A 15565-nucleotide genomic window follows, 5' to 3' on the forward strand; every position below is an offset into this window, starting at 1 on the left:
TCCTGCACCGGCCAATCCAGGCAATGGGTCATCAGAGGTCATGGCGCGCTATATTGACGAAATCCTGCAGCCCGGCGAGCGGGTGCTGTATTCGACCAATGCGCACTGGATCTTCTACTTCCCGGCCATTCTGGCCTGGATCGTGGCGATCGCCCTGTTCGTGGTCTCTCGCCGGACCGACATCTACGGCGTGATGATCATCTGTCTGTTCGGCTCCGGCCTGGTGGCGCTGGCCGCCCTGTTCTGGACCGTGAAAGGCTGGTTCCATCGCTTCACCACCGAGACCGACGTCACCAATCTCAGGGTTGTGCATAAGACCGGGTTCATCAAGCGTCGCACCTTTGAAATGGCGCTGGATAAGGTCGAGAGTGTTGATGTCGACCAGACGATTCTTGGACGAATTCTCAACTATGGCGACGTGACCATCCGCGGCGTCGGCGAAGGGATCGAGACGATCAAGACCATCGCCGATCCGCTTGCCTTCCGTAGTTCGATCACCACGCGTTAGGACCGCGCGTATCCATGAGCATGCAGCAAGATAGTTCCGCAACTGCCACCGTGCCGCCGGGCTCGACCGTCGACGCCGCCGAGATCGCGAAATTCTCAAAGCTGTCAGCCGAGTGGTGGGACCCCAAAGGCAAGATGGCGCCGCTGCACCGGATCAATCCGCTGCGCCTCGGCTATATCCGGGACGCCGCTTGCCGCAAGTTCGAGCGCAATGTGCGCAGCCTCAACAGCCTCGGTGGCCTGCGTGTGCTCGACATCGGCTGCGGCGCCGGACTGTTGTGCGAGCCGCTGTCGCGCCTGGGCGCACAGGTCATCGGCGTCGACCCGTCGGCCAGCAACATTGCGGCCGCGAAGCTGCATGCCGACAAGAGCCATCTGTCGATCGATTACCGCTGCACCACGGTGGAGGAGATCGATCCGCGCGAGCGCTTCGACATCGTGCTGGCGATGGAGGTGATCGAGCACGTCGTCGACGTCGGCGTTTTTCTCAAGCGCTGCGCCTCGATGCTGAAGCCGAACGGCCTGATGGTGGTGTCCACGCTCAACCGCAATTGGAAGAGCTTTGCGCTCGCCATCGTCGGCGCCGAATACGTGTTGCGCTGGCTGCCGCCCGGCACCCACGAATGGAACAAGTTCGTCACCCCTGACGAACTGACCAAACATCTCCTCGACAACCGCCTCGTCATCACCGAGCAGACCGGCGTCGTCTACTCCCCCTTCGCCGACAAATGGACGCTCTCGTCCGATATGGACGTGAACTACATGGTGGTGGCTGAAGCGATGGTGTGAGGGGGGCTGCTCGTCGTGGCCTAGCTGCTTCCACAAACACTGAGTTTGTGGCGCGAGCATCGCTCCCATGACGTTCGTGTGGTTGACCCATTGAATAGCTGACGGCACGGTGGCCGCAATCCTTTACCTGCATTAGCCACCCGTCCCATGTTCACCGTCACCAGTCTCTGGATTCCCTTCACCGTCATCGCTGCGCTCGGCCAGGTCGCGCGCAATGCGATGCAGCGGTCGCTGACGAAGCCGCTGGGGACATGGGGCGCGACCAATATCCGCTTCCTGTTCGGCTTCCCGTTCTCGCTGCTGTTTCTGGGGCTGGTGCTGATCGCGACCGGCGATCATCTGGGCATGCCGCCGTCGGCGTTCTGGCCATGGCTGCTGCTCGGCGCGCTCAGCCAGATCGTCGGCACCGGTTTGATGCTGCTCGCGATGAACGACCGCTCCTTCGTGGTGACGACGGCCTACCTCAAGACCGAGGCGATCCAGACCGCGATCTTCGGCTTCGTCTTCCTCGGCGATCACCTGACCTGGCTGAAGGTGCTGGCGATCGTGATTGCGACCGTCGGCGTCGTCGTCACGGCGCTTCGGCCCGGTGGCGAGAAGAGTTTTGCGGAGCTGCAGCCGACCATCACGGGGCTTGTCGCTGCAGCGGCGTTCGCGCTGTCCGCGGTTGGCTTCCGTGGTGCTATCATTAATGTGCCCGGTGTCTCCTTCGTGACCGCGGCGTCGTTCACGTTGGTGCTCGGCCTGTTCGTGCAAACGCTGATCCTGTCGATCTATCTGCTCTGGCGCGCGCCAAAAGTGCTCCGGGCGATCCTCGGCCTGTGGAAGCCATCGTTGTTCGCGGGCTTCATGGGCGCGTTCTCTTCGCAGTTCTGGTTTTTGGCGTTTGCGCTGACGGCCGCGGCCAATGTTCGCACGCTCGCGCTGATCGAGGTGCTGTTCGCACAAGGCGTCGCCTACTACTCGTTCAAGCAGCCGATCGCGCCGCGCGAGATTGTTGGAATCGTGCTGATCGTGGTGGGCGTGGCGTTGTTGGTTGGGGTGTAACTTGGTGTCATTCCGGGGCGCCCGTAGGGCGAACCCGGAATCTCGAGGTTCTCAGCGGCGCAATTGCGCCCCCGTAGTTCGATGCTCTGCATCGCCCCGGAACGACAGCAACCTTCAGTTCCGGTCTTCCGGCAGGGTCGGTAGCGGCGAGACCTCGATGCCCTCGTCGATCAGCGACTTCGCTTCATCAGGCGAAGCCTCGCCGTAGATCGGGCGATGTTCCTTGTCGCCGTAATGCATTGCGCGGGCTTCGTTGGCGAAGCGGTCGCCGACATTGTCGGCGTTCTTCACGATATGGTCGCGCAGCTCCTTCAGCTTGGCGCGCAGCTCGCGCTCCTGCGCCAGCATCAGCGAGGTCGGACCTGACGACGCAGCCTCGGGTGCGGCGGTTGTTGTCGGCTCCGCCGGCGGCGTGGCGCGCCCCTTCTTGCCGACGATGCGCGGCGCCATGATCGCCTTGTCGACCTTGGCCGAGCCGCAGATCGGACAGGTCACCAGCTTGCGCTTGACCTGCGAATCATAGGCCGACGAGCTCTGGAACCAGCTCTCGAACTCGTGGTTACGGTCGCAACGGAGCGCGTAGCGGATCATGCCGATCCTCGCACCAGGTGCAGATGATCCGGCCCGGCCTTGGGATCGGAGACGCCGAACCGGCGGCCGTGCTGGAGCGACGGGATGGCGCGGCGCGCGGTCTCGACCTTGGCCGGGTCGATCTTGGCCATGATGATGCCGGGCTCGACATCGCCCTCGGCGAGGATCTCGCCCCAGGGATCGATGATCAGCGAGTGGCCATAGGTCTCGCGCTTGTTCTCATGGATGCCTGCCTGGGCCGCCGCGAAGATGAAGCAGCCGGTCTCGATCGCGCGCGCACGCAGCAGGATGTGCCAGTGCGCCTCGCCGGTCTTGCGGGTGAAGGCGGAGGGAACGGTGATGAAATGAGCGCCGCTCTCGGCCAATGCGCGGTAGAGCGCGGGGAAGCGCACGTCGTAGCAGATCGTCAAGCCAACACGGCCCCAGGGCAGGTCGGAGATCACGGCGGTCTCGCCCGGCTGGTAATTGGCGGATTCGCGATAGCTCTCGCCGTCCGGCAGCTCGATGTCGAACATGTGGATCTTGTCGTAGCTCGCGAGCACATTGCCCTCGGGCCCGATCAGAAACGAGCGGTTGACCGCCTTTTCGGGCGAGAACCGCAGCGCCAGCGAGCCGACATGGATGTGGATCTTCAGCTCGGCCGCCAATGCGCGATAGGCCTTGAGCGAGGCGTCGTCCTCCTCGCTCTGCAGATGCTCGAACAGCGCCTGGCGGTTCAGCTGCATCATGTTGCTGACTTCGGGCGTCTGCACGTAGTCCGCGCCCTTGGCAGCCGCCTCCCGGATCAGCTTGCTGGCTTGCGCGAGGCTCGGCTCCGGCATCAGGCCGGTGCGCATCTGCACCATGGCGGCGGTGAAGGTCCTGTTCTCACTCATGAGACCGCCTTGACGCTTTCGAGCAGGCCGTCGAGCTTGCCTTCGCGGTCGAGCGCGTAGAGGTCGTCGCAGCCGCCGATATAAGTTCCGCCGATCCAGATCTGCGGGAAGGTCGAGCCCGCGCCGGCGCGGTCGTACATCTCCTCACGCCAGGACGGGTTCTTGGCGACATCGAATTCCGTGAAGCTCGCCTTCTTTCGGGTCAGAAGCGACCTGGCGGCGGAACAATAGCCGCATCCCGGCCTGGTATAGATCTCGACAGCAGCGGTCATGGTATCAAGCGCTCTCATGTCATGAATTTGTTGAATTATATGGGGGTTTACCTGGTCTCGACAACCCGGGCAAAGACCAGCACGTCGACCTGGGCTGCCTTGGCGCGCAGCAAAGCGCGGGCGCAGGCGTCCAGGGTCGCACCCGATGTCAGGACATCGTCGACAAGGACGATGCGTCGGCCCTGGACCTCGGACTGGTGGTCGGGGGATACCTGGAACGCGCCCTGCACATTGGTGGCGCGCTGCGCCCGCGACAGGCCGATCTGCTGCTCGGTGGCGCGCACCCGGCGCAGCACCTCAGCTCTCACCTTCACACCGCTCTGGCGTGCGATGATCTGTGCCAGCGCGCCTGATTGGTTGTAGCGGCGGCGCCAGGCCCGCCGCCAATGCAGGGGCACCGGCACCAGCATGTCGGCGCCGTTGAGCAACTCGCCGCCCGCGCGCGCCATCCAGCGGCCCATGGCCGGCGCGAGATCGGTACGGTCCTGGTATTTCAGCGCATGCACCAGCGTGCGCGCGACATCGTCATAGCGCACCGCCGCGCGTGCCCGCATGTAAGCCGGCGGGCTCGCGATCGCCTCCATCGACAGCATGTCGGGGCCGGGATCATAGACGAAGGGAATGCCGAGCCGTGGGCAATAGGGCCGTTCAATGAACGACAGCCGCGACCAGCACGCTGCGCACACACCCTCGCCATCGACCGGCTCGCGACAGGACACGCACAGCGTCGGCAGCGCAATGTCGAGCGCGAGCTTTGCCGCCCGTGTCAGCACATGGCGGCCAGCCGTCCACGCGGCACGCAAAGGCGCGGCAAGGGAACGGGACGGGGCGGCATCAGCTTCCATGAAAGGAGGCTAGCGTTCCACGGCAATCCGCTCAAGCCACGCTCTCGTGCACCCGGGCGCAGCGCTGAAAGCGCTGCTGCGCGTCCGGGACACGAGAGAGGACATTGCAATGGCCTGCATGATCGGCGTAACCAGCGGCATGGCTCAGACCCCACAGACCCCGCCCGCCTTGTTCGATCGCGCCCTGCTTCATGCGCGGCAGCGGCGTGCGCTGGCGCAGGGTCCCGAGAGCTTCCTGCTCGACCGGGTCGCCGAGGACATGGCCGACCGGCTTGCCGCAGTGATGCGCGAGTTTCATGCCCCGGCCGATCTCTGGACGCCTGGTGCGGGGCTCACAGGGCTGCGCGGACGGTTGCCGTCCATGCAACGGATCGCGCTCGACGCAGCGGGCTCCGAGACATTGCCCGTGCTGCCCGAAAGCCTCGATCTCGTCGTCTCGGCACTCGCGCTGCAATTCGTCAACGATCTCCCTGGCGTGCTCGCGCAGGTTCGCCGCGCGCTGAAGCCGGACGGGCTGCTGCTCGCCGCGATGATCGGCGGCGATAGCCTGACCGAGCTGCGGCAGGCCTTTGCCGCGGCGGAGGCCGAATGCGAAGGCGGGGTCTCCCCGCGCGTGGCGCCGTTCGCCGATTTGCGCGACATCGGCGCGCTGTTGCAGCGAGCGGGCTTTGCGCTGCCGGTCACCGACGTCGATCGTGTCGTGGTGCGTTATGGCGACGCGTTCACGTTGATGCAGGATCTTCGCCGCATGGGCGCGGCCAATGTGCTGATCGAACGGCGGCGCACGCCGAGCCGGCGCGCGACGCTGCTGCGCATGGCCGAAATCTATGCCGAGCGCTTTGCCGATGCCGACGGCCGTATCCGTGCGACCTTCGACATCATCTGGCTGTCCGGCTGGGCGCCACATGCGAGCCAGCAGCAGCCGCTGAAGCCGGGTTCGGCGAAAGCGAGCCTGGCGGAGGCGGTGAAGAAGGCGGGGGAGATTTAAGGCACTTACACCGTCATTCCGGGTTCGCGCTCGCGCGCCCCGGAATGACGATGAGGGCATCATCACATCAGCAGATCGATCAAATGCGGGATCAGCGGAATATCCGCCGGCGGCATCGGGTAGTCGCGCAGCTTGTTGGCGCGGACCCACGCCAGGTTTTGCCCCTCACGCGGCGTGACGATGCCTTCCCAGCGCCGGCAGATATAGAGCGGCATCAGCAGATGAAACGTCTCATAGCCATGGCTCGCAAAAGTCAGCGGCGCCAGGCACGGCTCGGCGACGGTGATGCCGAGCTCCTCGTGGAGCTCGCGGATCAGGCTTTGCTCGGGCCGCTCGCCCGGCTCGAGCTTGCCGCCAGGAAATTCCCACAAGCCCGCGAGCGTCTTGCCTTCCGGGCGTTGCGCGATCAGGACGCGCTTGTCGGCGTCGACGAGCGCGCAGGCCACCACCAGTGTCAGCTTCAGCTCGGCCATGATCCCTAAGACCGGTAATCGCCGTTGATCGCGACATATTCCTTGGTCAGGTCGCAGGTCAGCACGCGGTCGCGGCCCTTGCCGAGGCCGAGCGAGACCCGGATCGCGATCTCCGGCGCCTTCATCGCCTCCGACACCTGTGCTTCGTCGTAGGAGGGATCGCGCGCGCCGCTCTTGGCGACGCGGATGCCATTGAAGGAGATCGACAGTCTGTCGCGATCGGCCGGCTCGCCGGCCTTGCCGACGGCCATCACCACGCGGCCCCAATTGGCGTCCTCGCCGGCGATTGCGGTCTTCACCAGCGGCGAGTTGGCGATCGACATTGCGATCTTGCGGGCGGAAGCCTTGGTCTTGGCGCCCTCGACCGTGATCTCGACCAGCTTGCGCGCGCCTTCGCCGTCGCGGGCGACTTGTTCAGAAAGATTGGCGAGGATCTGGTTGAAGGCCTTGGTGAAGGCCTTCAGGCGCGGATCGCTGGCGCGGCTGATTTTTGGCGCGCCGTGTTCGGCAGCCGCACCCGTCGCGAACGCCAGCAGCGTGTCCGAGGTCGAGGTGTCGCCGTCAATCGTCACCGCATTGAACGTGTCCTCGACGCCGGACTTGAGCAGCGCCTGCAGCGCGGCGGGCGCGATCGGCGCGTCGGTGAAGATGAAGGACAGCATCGTCGCCATATCGGGGGCGATCATGCCGGCGCCCTTGGCCATGCCGTTGATGGTGACCTTGGCCTTGCCGAGCTTCACGGTCGCGGTCGCGACCTTGGGGAAGGTGTCGGTGGTCATGATCGCTTTCGCCGCGGCGAGGTAATCGCCTGGCTCGGCGGTCTCGGCGAGGCGGCCCAGCACGCCGTCGAATTTGGTCGCGTCCAGCGGCTCGCCGATCACGCCGGTCGAAGCCAGGAAAATCTCGCTCTCGCTGCAGCCGACGGCCTTGGCAGCGATCTTCGCGGTCAGCGCCGTGGAGGCCCGGCCGGTCTTGCCGGTGAAGGCGTTGGCATTGCCGGAATTGACGACCAGTGCGCGCGCCTTGCCGCCCTTCAGCTTGGCACGGCACCATTCAACCGGTGCGGACGGGCACTTCGACTTGGTGAAGACGCCGGCGACGGCCGTGCCCTTGTCCATGATGGCGAGCAGCACGTCGGTGCGGTTCTTGTAGCGGATGCCGGCCTCGGCCGTCGCAAGACGGACGCCCGCGATCACGGGCATATCAGGGACATTCTTGGGGGCGAGGGGAGAGACGGAGGAGGACATCGCGGGGGCCTTGGTGAGGTCTGGATATGCAGATGCCCGGCCCCTCTTTGCGGGGGCCGGGCATCAGGTAGGCTTAGATACTCTCCGCGTCACCGAAGTGACAGCAAATTCTTACTTCTTGGCCGGAGGGGCCATCTTGCTGTCGGCCGGCTTGGCATCCTTGGACGCGTCGGCCGCCGGCTGGTCCAGCCGCTCGACCTTGGCTTCGGTGCGCAGCTTGGCGACGTAATCGGCCTGGGCCTTGCGGGTGACGTACTGCTCGATCTGGGGCTTGACCTGGTCGAACTCGGGCGCCTTGCGGTTGCGCTTTTCCTCGACCTTGATGATGTGCCAGCCGAACTGCGACTTGACGGGGTCGGAGATCTTGCCCGGCTCGAGCGTGAAGGCGACGGCCGAGAATTCCGGCACCATCTGTTCCTTGGTGAAGAAGCCGAGGTCGCCGCCGTCGGCAGAGCCCGGGTCCTTGGACTTCTTCTTGGCGAGGTCGGCGAAATCGGCGCCCTTGTCGAGCTCCGCCTTCACCGCCTTGGCCTCGTCCTCGGTCTCGACCAGGATGTGGCGGGCGCGCACTTCCTGCTCGCCGGTGATCTGCTTGGAGGCCTCCTCATAGACCTTCTTCATGGCGTCGTCGGTGGTCGCCGCCTTGCCTTCCTGGGCCAGCAGGCTGTCCATCAGCAGGCGGTTGCGGGCGAACGCCATGCGCTTCTTGAACTCCTCACCGTCGGCGACCTTCTTGTCCTCGGCGGCCTTGGCCACAATCTTCATGTCGATCAGGAACGACAGGACGTTTTCGTCCTTGGTCGCCGGATCCATCTGGGCGAGGCTCGGTCCGAGCTCTTCCTCGGCCATGGTGACGTCGCTCTTCTTGATTTCAGCGCCATTGACCTTGGCCAGGACCGGATCGTCGGCCGCCCGGAGCGGCCCTGCGAACGCCAGGGTCAGCGCCAAGCAGGCTGCCAAGCCGAGGCTGCCAGCCAGGACGGACGCTTGGCGGAAACGCAGGCCGGTGGTTACCGGGAACGAGGTGGTCATGGAAAATCCTTTTGTTGAAGCAGGGGGCTGCTCGAGCGGGGCGGACACTCGCCCAATTCAGGGGGGCTTGGCAACGCGAAAAGTCTGTCAAAATGATGAATTAGCCGCAATGCGCCCGCCGTTGACAAGGCCCTGACCGGGCCATATCTCTGCGCGGTCGCGACCATGGCGATGGCGTTTATTTTGCTGCGTTTTTGGCCGTTGAACCCAGACTAGCCCAATTCCCACCCATATGGCGGATGACCCCCCGCAGTCCGGGCTCTGGTGCCATAAGGCGTCACGGTGAGTTGATAGGCCGGAGGGTGACAACTTCTTAGGCCAACGCGGTTAAATCGCGAACACAGGAACTAGGCATGATCGGCGCGCTCGCCCGCAAGTTTTTCGGTTCCGCCAACGACCGGCGGGTGAAGGGATATCAGTCCCGCGTCAACGCGATCAACGCGCTGGAGCCCGAGCTCATCAAGCTCTCCGACGAGCAGCTCAAGGCCCGCACCGCCGAGTTCAGGAAGCAGCTCGCCGAGGGCAAGACGCTGGACGACCTGCTGGTGCCCGCCTTCGCCACGGTACGTGAGGCTGCCAAGCGCACGCTCGGCCAGCGCCATTTCGACGTTCAGCTGATCGGCGGCATGGTGCTGCACGAGGGCGACATCGCCGAGATGAAGACGGGTGAAGGCAAGACGCTGGTGGCGACGCTCGCCGTCTATCTCAACGCGCTCGCCGGCAAGGGCGTCCACGTCGTCACCGTCAACGATTACCTCGCCCGCCGCGACTCCGGCTGGATGGGCCAGATCTATGGCTTCCTCGGCATGACCACGGGCGTGATCGTCCACGGCCTGGACGATGCCGAGCGCAAGGCCGCCTATGCCTGCGACATCACCTACGGCACCAACAACGAATACGGCTTCGACTATCTTCGCGACAACATGAAGTACCGGCTCGAGGACATGGTCCAGCGGCCGCACTTCTTCGCCATCGTCGACGAAGTCGACTCCATCCTGATCGACGAGGCGCGCACGCCGCTGATCATCTCCGGCCCGCTCGACGACCGCTCCGACTTCTACAACACCATCGACGGCTTCCTGCCCAGGCTCGACAAGACCGACTACGAGGTCGACGAGAAGCAGCGGACCGTGACGCTGACCGAAGGCGGCATGGAGAAGATCGAGACGCTGCTGCGCGATGCCGGCCAGCTCAAGGGCGAATCGCTCTACGACGTCGAGAACGTCTCCGTCGTGCACCACATCAACCAGGCGCTGCGCGCCCACACGCTGTTCACCCGCGACAAGGACTACATCGTCCGCGACGGCGAGGTCGTGATCATCGACGAGTTCACCGGCCGCATGATGCCGGGCCGGCGCTATTCGGAAGGCCTGCACCAGGCGCTGGAAGCCAAGGAGCACGTCCAGGTTCAGCCCGAGAACCAGACGCTCGCCTCGATCACCTTCCAGAACTATTTCCGCATGTACGAGAAGCTCGCCGGCATGACCGGTACGGCCGCGACCGAAGCGGACGAGCTGTTCGACATCTACAAGCTCGAGGTCGTGGAGATTCCGACCAACCTGCCGGTGGCCCGCCTCGACGAGGACGACGAGGTCTACCGGACCCAGAAGGAAAAATACCAGGCGATCCTCGCCGAGATCGAGCGGGCGAACGCGCGGCTGCAGCCGGTGCTGGTCGGCACCGCGTCGATTGAAAAATCAGAAGTGCTCGCCGAATTCCTCAAGGCCAACGGCTACAAGCAGATCGACTTCGGCAAGGAGAACGCGCTCGACAAGCTCTATGCCGCCGCGCGCGCCGGCAAGCCGGCAAAGCTGTTCGCGGTGCTCAACGCGCGCTTCCACGAGCAGGAAGCCTATATCGTGGCGGAGGCCGGCGTGCCCGGCGCGATCACGATCGCGACCAACATGGCTGGCCGCGGTACCGACATCAAGCTCGGCGGCTCGCTCGAGATGCGCATCCAGCAGGAGACCGCGGGCATCGAGGACGAGGCCGAGAAGGCCAAGAAGATCGAGCAGATCAAGGCCGACATCGCCCATTTCCGCGACATCGTGCTGAAGGCCGAGGAGACCGTGGAGGTCGAGCCGGCCAAGGGTTCAAAGCCTGCCAAGACCGTGAAGAAGCCGGGCGGCCTCTACATCATCGGCTCCGAACGTCACGAATCCCGCCGCATCGACAACCAGCTCCGCGGCCGTTCCGGCCGTCAGGGCGACCCCGGCCGCTCGAAGTTCTTCCTGTCGCTGGAAGACGATCTGATGCGGATATTCGGCTCGGACCGCCTCGACAGCATGCTGCAGCGTCTCGGCCTGCAGGAGGGCGAGGCGATCATCCATCCCTGGATCAACAAGGCGCTGGAGAAGGCGCAGCAGAAGGTCGAGGCGCGCAACTTCGACATCCGCAAGAACCTGCTCAAGTTCGACAACGTCCAGAACGACCAGCGCAAGGTGATCTTCGACCAGCGCGTCGACCTGATGAAGGACGACAGCGTCGCCGAGACCGTCAGCGACATGCGTCACGCCTTCATCGAGGATCTCGTCGCCAAGCACGTGCCCGAGCATGCCTATGCCGAGCAGTGGGACGTCGCGGGCCTGAAGGACGAATTGAAGCGCGTGCTCGATCTCGACCTGCCGGTCGACGACTGGGCCAAGGAAGAGGGCATCGCCGACGAGGAACTGCTCAACCGCATCGAGACCAAGGCGGATGAGCACATGGCTGCCAAGGTGGGACAATGGGGTCCCGACGTGATGCGTTACGTCGAGAAGACCATCCTGCTGCAGACGCTGGACCATCTCTGGCGCGAGCATCTGATCATGCTCGACCATCTGCGCCAGGTCATCGGCCTGCGCGGCTACGGCCAGCGCGATCCGCTGCAGGAGTACAAGACCGAGGCCTTCAACCTCTTCCAGGAGATGAGCGCGCATTTGCGCGAGGCCGTCACGGCGCAGCTGATGCGGGTCGAGATCGTGCCGCCGGAGCAGGAAGCCCCCGTGCTGCCCGCGATGGAAGCGCACAAGTTCGATCCGAGCACCGGCGAAGATGAAATGGCCCTCGCCAGCGTCACCCTCGCCCCGCAGCACACCGACGCCGCGCTGCGCGACCCGAAGAATCCCGCCAGCTGGGGCAAGGTCGGCCGCAACGAGGATTGCCCGTGTGGCAGCGGCAAGAAGTTCAAGCACTGCCACGGGCGGTACGCGTAGCGACTGGACGATACTGTCATGCCCCGCGAAGGCGGGGCATCCAGTACGCCGCGGCTTCTCGGCTCAATCACATCAGTCTCTGGAATACTGGATCGCCCGATTAAATCGGGCGATGACACTGTGTGGCGTTCAGGTATTTCCGCGTCGTCTTTAGGTCGGCTGGCTGCATCGCAACTCTCGTGCGTAACCGCCCGCTCAATTCGAGCTGTCGATCAAGCTCTCCAGCAGCCGCTTGAGCTCGCTCGTCGACTTGTCGCCGTAGCTCTCCAGGATGTGCTCTTCCTGGTCCACCGCGAGCGAGTTGAGCTTCTTGCACAGCACCTTGCCGCGATCGGAGATGAACATCAGCACCTTGCGGCGGTCGTTGGGGTCCTGCACGCGATAGACCAGCGTGTCGGAGACCATGCGGTCGATCATCTTGGTCAGCGTCGGATGGTTGAGCAGCACCGCGTCCGCAAGCTCGCCCATCGAGTGGCCATCGCCGTCAGACAGCACTTTCAGGATGCGCCATTGCTCGACGGGAACTCCTTCCTTGCTGAGGCGCAGTTCCAGCTGGCGGTTGATCTCTCGGTTGGCTTGCGCGAGCAGGTAGGCGAGGTGTTCGGTGATGGGAGCGTTCGATTTTGCCACGGCTAAAGACTTCGTCTTGACCCAATTGAGTGAATGTCTTGCAATCAATGCTGCATCTATATGCACTTCAATTGTTGAATATTCAATATTTTCAAAATAGGATGATTGCCCAACAAAAGGGCGGATGCCGCGGCCGCCTGCTCAACGGGCTTTCAGGTCTGGGACCGGACAGGAGTTGGCGTGCACGCGACGGTAAACTTCCCGGCTCACGGCGGTCCGGCGTTGCCGCCGTCCTTGCTGTTCAGGAATCTGTCGTCTTCGGCGGCTGATGGCGCGCTGTCGCCGCGCGATCACGCCCTCTTCAAGCGGCGCGGCGCCAACAAGCTGCGTGTCGGTGGCTTCATCTGCTGCACCGGATCGCCGGGGATCTGGGGCCCCTGCGCAACCAACAGCGCGCAGCTCGCCGTTGCCGAAATCAACAAGCGCGGCGGCATCCTCGGCCGCGAGATCGAGCTTTCCGTTTACGACGCCGGCGGTCCGCTGGACGAGGTGCTGACCCGTGCCGAGCAGGCCATCGCCTTCGACGAGCTCGATCTCATCGTCGGCCTGCACACCAGCGCGGTCCGCGTTGCCTTGCGCGACATCACCACGCGGCATCGCATCCCCTATATCTACACGCCGGTCTATGAAGGCGGCGAGCGCACGCCGGGCGTGATGGCGATCGGCGAGACGCCGCGCTGGCAGAGCCGGCCCTCGATTCACTGGCTTGCCGACGTCAAGAAAGCAAAGCGCTGGTACCTGATCGGCAGCGACTACGTCTGGCCCTGGCAGTCGCACCGCGCGGTGAAGAACTACATCAGGGAAACCGGCGGCCACGTCGTCGGCGAGGAGTTCGTTCCCTTGGGCGAGGACAATCACGAGCCGCATCTGGCGCGCATTCGTGCCGCGCGGCCGGACGTGGTCCTGATCTCGCTGATCGGCACCGACAGCAGCACCTTCAACCGCGCCTTCGGCGAATGCGGCCTGGGCGCCACCACGCTGCGGTTCGCGGGCGCCATGGACGACACCGTGCTGCTAGGCATCGGCGCCGACAACAGCGAGAACATGTTCTGCGCCTCCGGCTATTTCACCGGCACCGGCGCGCCTGCCAATGACGACTTCCAGAGCCGCTATCGCGCGATGTTCGGGCCGAACGCGCCGCCGATCGGTTCGGTCGGACAGTCCGGCTACGAGGGCATGCGTTTCCTCGAAGCGGTTGCCAACAAGGCCGGCTCACTGGCGGTGGGGCCGATGCTCAAAGCCGGCCGCAACATCGTCTACAGCGGCGCGCGGGGGACGGTCACCGTTCGCGACGGGCGCGCGCGGATGCCGATGCATCTCGCCGAGGCCGACGGCCTCGATTTCAAGCTGATCAAGCCGATCTGACCCGCGCGGGGCAAGCCGCCGGGGAGGCTTCTGCAAAATAATACTTGAAAAGGAAAATATTTCCGTTTTGAATGTTTCAGCGGGGCCGGTGGTGCGCCGCGCCGGGGCGGCCACGCCCATCTTCGTTTCAAGAAACTTCAGGAGAGCGCCGTGACAGTTGTCCTTCCCACGCCAGCCCAGCTTCGCAGCGTCGCCGAGCAGTGCGGCCTTTCGCTGACCGACGACGATGTCGCCTCGTTCCGCGGCCTGATGCAGGGCTCGATCGAGGCCTACAATCTCGTCGCCGCGATGCCCGACGAGCTGCCCGAGGTGAAATACCCGCGCACGCCGGGCTACCGGCCCTCTGCGGAGGAGAACCCTCGCAATGCCTGGTATCGCAAATCGACAGTAAAGGGTGCGGCGAGCGGCAAGCTCAAGGGCAAGACGGTGGCTCTGAAGGACAACATCATGCTGGCCGGCGTTCCCATGACCAACGGCTCATCGACCCTGGAAGGTTATGTGCCCGATTTCGATGCCACCATCGTCACGCGCATGCTGGATGCCGGCGCCGAGATCAAGGGCAAGGTGCATTGCGAGCATTTCTGCCTGTCGGGCGGCAGCCACACCGGCTCCTACGGGCCGGTGCACAATCCGCACAAGATGGGCTACTCGGCCGGCGGCTCGTCGTCAGGCTCGGGCGTCGTGGTTTCGCTCGGCGAGGTGGACATGGCGATCGGCGGCGATCAGGGCGGCTCGATCCGCATGCCGTCCTCGTTCTGCGGCGTCTACGGCATGAAGCCGACCTGGGGCCTCGTGCCCTACACCGGCATCATGCCGATCGAGATCTACGTCGATCATACCGGTCCGATGACGGCGAGCGTCGCCGACAACGCGCTGCTGCTCGAAGTGCTCGCCGGCGATGATGGCTACGACCCGCGCATCAAGGCGCCGAAGGTCGAGGAATACACCAAGGCGCTCGGCCAGGGCGTCAAGGGCATGAAGATCGGCATCCTCAAGGAGGGCTTCGAGCAGCCGGGAGCGGAAGCCGCGGTGAATGAAAGCGTTCGCGAGGCGGCAAAGCGCTTCAAGGATCTCGGCGCCAGCGTCGAGACGGTGTCGATCCCGATGCATCTCCTCGGCGGCGCGATCTGGACGCCCATCGGCACCGAAGGTCTGACCCAGACCATGATGTTTGGCGATGGCTACGGGCTCAGCCGCGGCGATCTCTATTCGACTTCGCTGATGGATTTTCATCGCGGCTGGCGCCGACAGGCCGATTCGCTGTCCGAGACCACGAAACTGTTCATGATGCTCGGCACCTACATCAACAATAACTTTGGTCCTCGCTTCTACGGCAAGGCGCTGAACATCTCGCGGCGGCTGACCGCAGCCTATGACAAGGCGTTCAGCGATTACGATCTGCTGCTGATGCCGACCACGCCGATGAAGGCGACCAAGCTGCCGGAGCCCAATGCCAGCCGCGAGGAGTACGTCGCCCGCGCGCTGGAGATGATCTCCAACACCGCTCCGTTCGACATCACGCATCATCCCGCGATGTCGTTGCCCTGCGGCATGGTCGACGGCCTGCCGGCCGGCCTGATGCTGGTCGGCCGCATGTTCGAGGAATCCACGATCTACCGCGCCGCGCATGCGTTCGAGCAGATCGGCGACTGGAAGAAGATGTGAGCGAAGTGTTGATACAGACGGGCGGACCAGAGCGTTTTCGAGCGA

At 64.3% G+C, this 15565-nt stretch carries 15 protein-coding genes; 7 read left to right on the forward strand and 8 right to left on the reverse strand.

Translation table 11 applies throughout. The features are described 5' to 3' along the window. Positions 1 to 40 precede the first annotated feature (40 nt). The 3 genes from XH98_RS29360 (at position 41) to XH98_RS29370 (ending at position 2343) form a co-directional block, all read left to right on the forward strand. Positions 41 to 508, forward strand: coding sequence for a PH domain-containing protein (locus XH98_RS29360; protein WP_057747421.1), 468 nt, complete (start codon positions 41 to 43; stop codon positions 506 to 508). A 14-nt stretch (positions 509 to 522) separates the two neighbouring features. Then, positions 523 to 1296, forward strand: coding sequence for a bifunctional 2-polyprenyl-6-hydroxyphenol methylase/3-demethylubiquinol 3-O-methyltransferase UbiG (ubiG, locus tag XH98_RS29365; RefSeq protein ID WP_271603370.1), 774 nt, complete (start codon positions 523 to 525; stop codon positions 1294 to 1296). A gap of 147 nt (positions 1297 to 1443) precedes the next feature. Next, on the forward strand, positions 1444 to 2343 hold the full coding sequence (locus tag XH98_RS29370; protein WP_271620683.1) for an EamA family transporter: 900 nt from the start codon (positions 1444 to 1446) through the stop codon (positions 2341 to 2343). Positions 2344 to 2457: 114 nt separating this feature from the next. Here XH98_RS29370 and XH98_RS29375 read toward each other — a convergent pair whose 3' ends face one another. Genes XH98_RS29375 through XH98_RS29390 form a run of 4 tightly spaced genes read right to left on the reverse strand, consistent with a single transcriptional unit; the run spans position 2458 to position 4926 of the window. Continuing rightward, positions 2458 to 2934, reverse strand: a complete 477-nt coding sequence (locus XH98_RS29375; protein ID WP_271603372.1) for a DUF1178 family protein — start codon at positions 2932 to 2934, stop codon at positions 2458 to 2460. Further along, positions 2931 to 3809 (reverse strand): carbon-nitrogen hydrolase family protein, encoded by an 879-nt coding sequence (locus XH98_RS29380; protein ID WP_271603373.1) that lies wholly within the window; start codon positions 3807 to 3809, stop codon positions 2931 to 2933. Before XH98_RS29380 ends, XH98_RS29375 begins: the two co-directional genes overlap by 4 nt. Beyond that, positions 3806 to 4081, reverse strand: a complete 276-nt coding sequence (grxC, locus tag XH98_RS29385) for a glutaredoxin 3 (RefSeq protein WP_271603374.1) — start codon at positions 4079 to 4081, stop codon at positions 3806 to 3808. Before grxC ends, XH98_RS29380 begins: the two co-directional genes overlap by 4 nt. Before the next feature lie 47 nt (positions 4082 to 4128). Next, on the reverse strand, positions 4129 to 4926 hold the full coding sequence (locus XH98_RS29390; RefSeq protein WP_271603375.1) for a ComF family protein: 798 nt from the start codon (positions 4924 to 4926) through the stop codon (positions 4129 to 4131). Between the two features lie 118 nt (positions 4927 to 5044). On the opposite strand from XH98_RS29390, the gene XH98_RS29395 reads away from it, so the two are divergent. Further along, positions 5045 to 5914, forward strand: a complete 870-nt coding sequence (locus tag XH98_RS29395; protein WP_271603943.1) for a methyltransferase domain-containing protein — start codon at positions 5045 to 5047, stop codon at positions 5912 to 5914. Positions 5915 to 5976: 62 nt separating this feature from the next. Here XH98_RS29395 and XH98_RS29400 read toward each other — a convergent pair whose 3' ends face one another. The 3 genes from XH98_RS29400 to XH98_RS29410 all read right to left on the reverse strand — a co-directional run bounded on the left by XH98_RS29400 (position 5977) and on the right by XH98_RS29410 (position 8666). Then, positions 5977 to 6387: a (deoxy)nucleoside triphosphate pyrophosphohydrolase gene (locus XH98_RS29400; protein ID WP_057747428.1), complete on the reverse strand. Its 411-nt coding sequence runs from the start codon at positions 6385 to 6387 to the stop codon at positions 5977 to 5979. A 5-nt stretch (positions 6388 to 6392) separates the two neighbouring features. Beyond that, positions 6393 to 7634: a bifunctional glutamate N-acetyltransferase/amino-acid acetyltransferase ArgJ gene (gene argJ / locus XH98_RS29405; RefSeq protein ID WP_271603376.1), complete on the reverse strand. Its 1242-nt coding sequence runs from the start codon at positions 7632 to 7634 to the stop codon at positions 6393 to 6395. Between the two features lie 111 nt (positions 7635 to 7745). After that, positions 7746 to 8666, reverse strand: a complete 921-nt coding sequence (locus XH98_RS29410; protein WP_271603377.1) for a peptidylprolyl isomerase — start codon at positions 8664 to 8666, stop codon at positions 7746 to 7748. 353 nt (positions 8667 to 9019) lie between these two features. Here XH98_RS29410 and secA point away from each other — a divergent pair, with 353 nt between their 5' ends. Beyond that, positions 9020 to 11860: a preprotein translocase subunit SecA gene (secA, locus tag XH98_RS29415; protein ID WP_271603378.1), complete on the forward strand. Its 2841-nt coding sequence runs from the start codon at positions 9020 to 9022 to the stop codon at positions 11858 to 11860. Positions 11861 to 12055: 195 nt separating this feature from the next. On the opposite strand, the gene XH98_RS29420 is transcribed toward secA, so the two are convergent. Beyond that, on the reverse strand, positions 12056 to 12490 hold the full coding sequence (locus XH98_RS29420) for a MarR family winged helix-turn-helix transcriptional regulator (protein WP_057747431.1): 435 nt from the start codon (positions 12488 to 12490) through the stop codon (positions 12056 to 12058). A 180-nt stretch (positions 12491 to 12670) separates the two neighbouring features. Between XH98_RS29420 and XH98_RS29425 the strand changes: the two genes are divergently transcribed. Together XH98_RS29425 and XH98_RS29430 are read left to right on the forward strand one after the other, a co-directional pair. Beyond that, the gene (locus tag XH98_RS29425) at positions 12671 to 13855 is read left to right on the forward strand and encodes a substrate-binding domain-containing protein (protein ID WP_271603379.1); all 1185 of its coding nucleotides are present in this window, start codon (positions 12671 to 12673) and stop codon (positions 13853 to 13855) included. Between the two features lie 150 nt (positions 13856 to 14005). After that, complete coding sequence (locus tag XH98_RS29430) at positions 14006 to 15520, forward strand: amidase (RefSeq protein WP_271603380.1); 1515 nt, start codon at positions 14006 to 14008, stop codon at positions 15518 to 15520. Positions 15521 to 15565: the final 45 nt, after the last annotated feature.

Origin of the sequence: Bradyrhizobium sp. CCBAU 51745, from assembly GCF_028128715.1 — a bacterium.
GTDB lineage: Bacteria > Pseudomonadota > Alphaproteobacteria > Rhizobiales > Xanthobacteraceae > Bradyrhizobium > Bradyrhizobium manausense.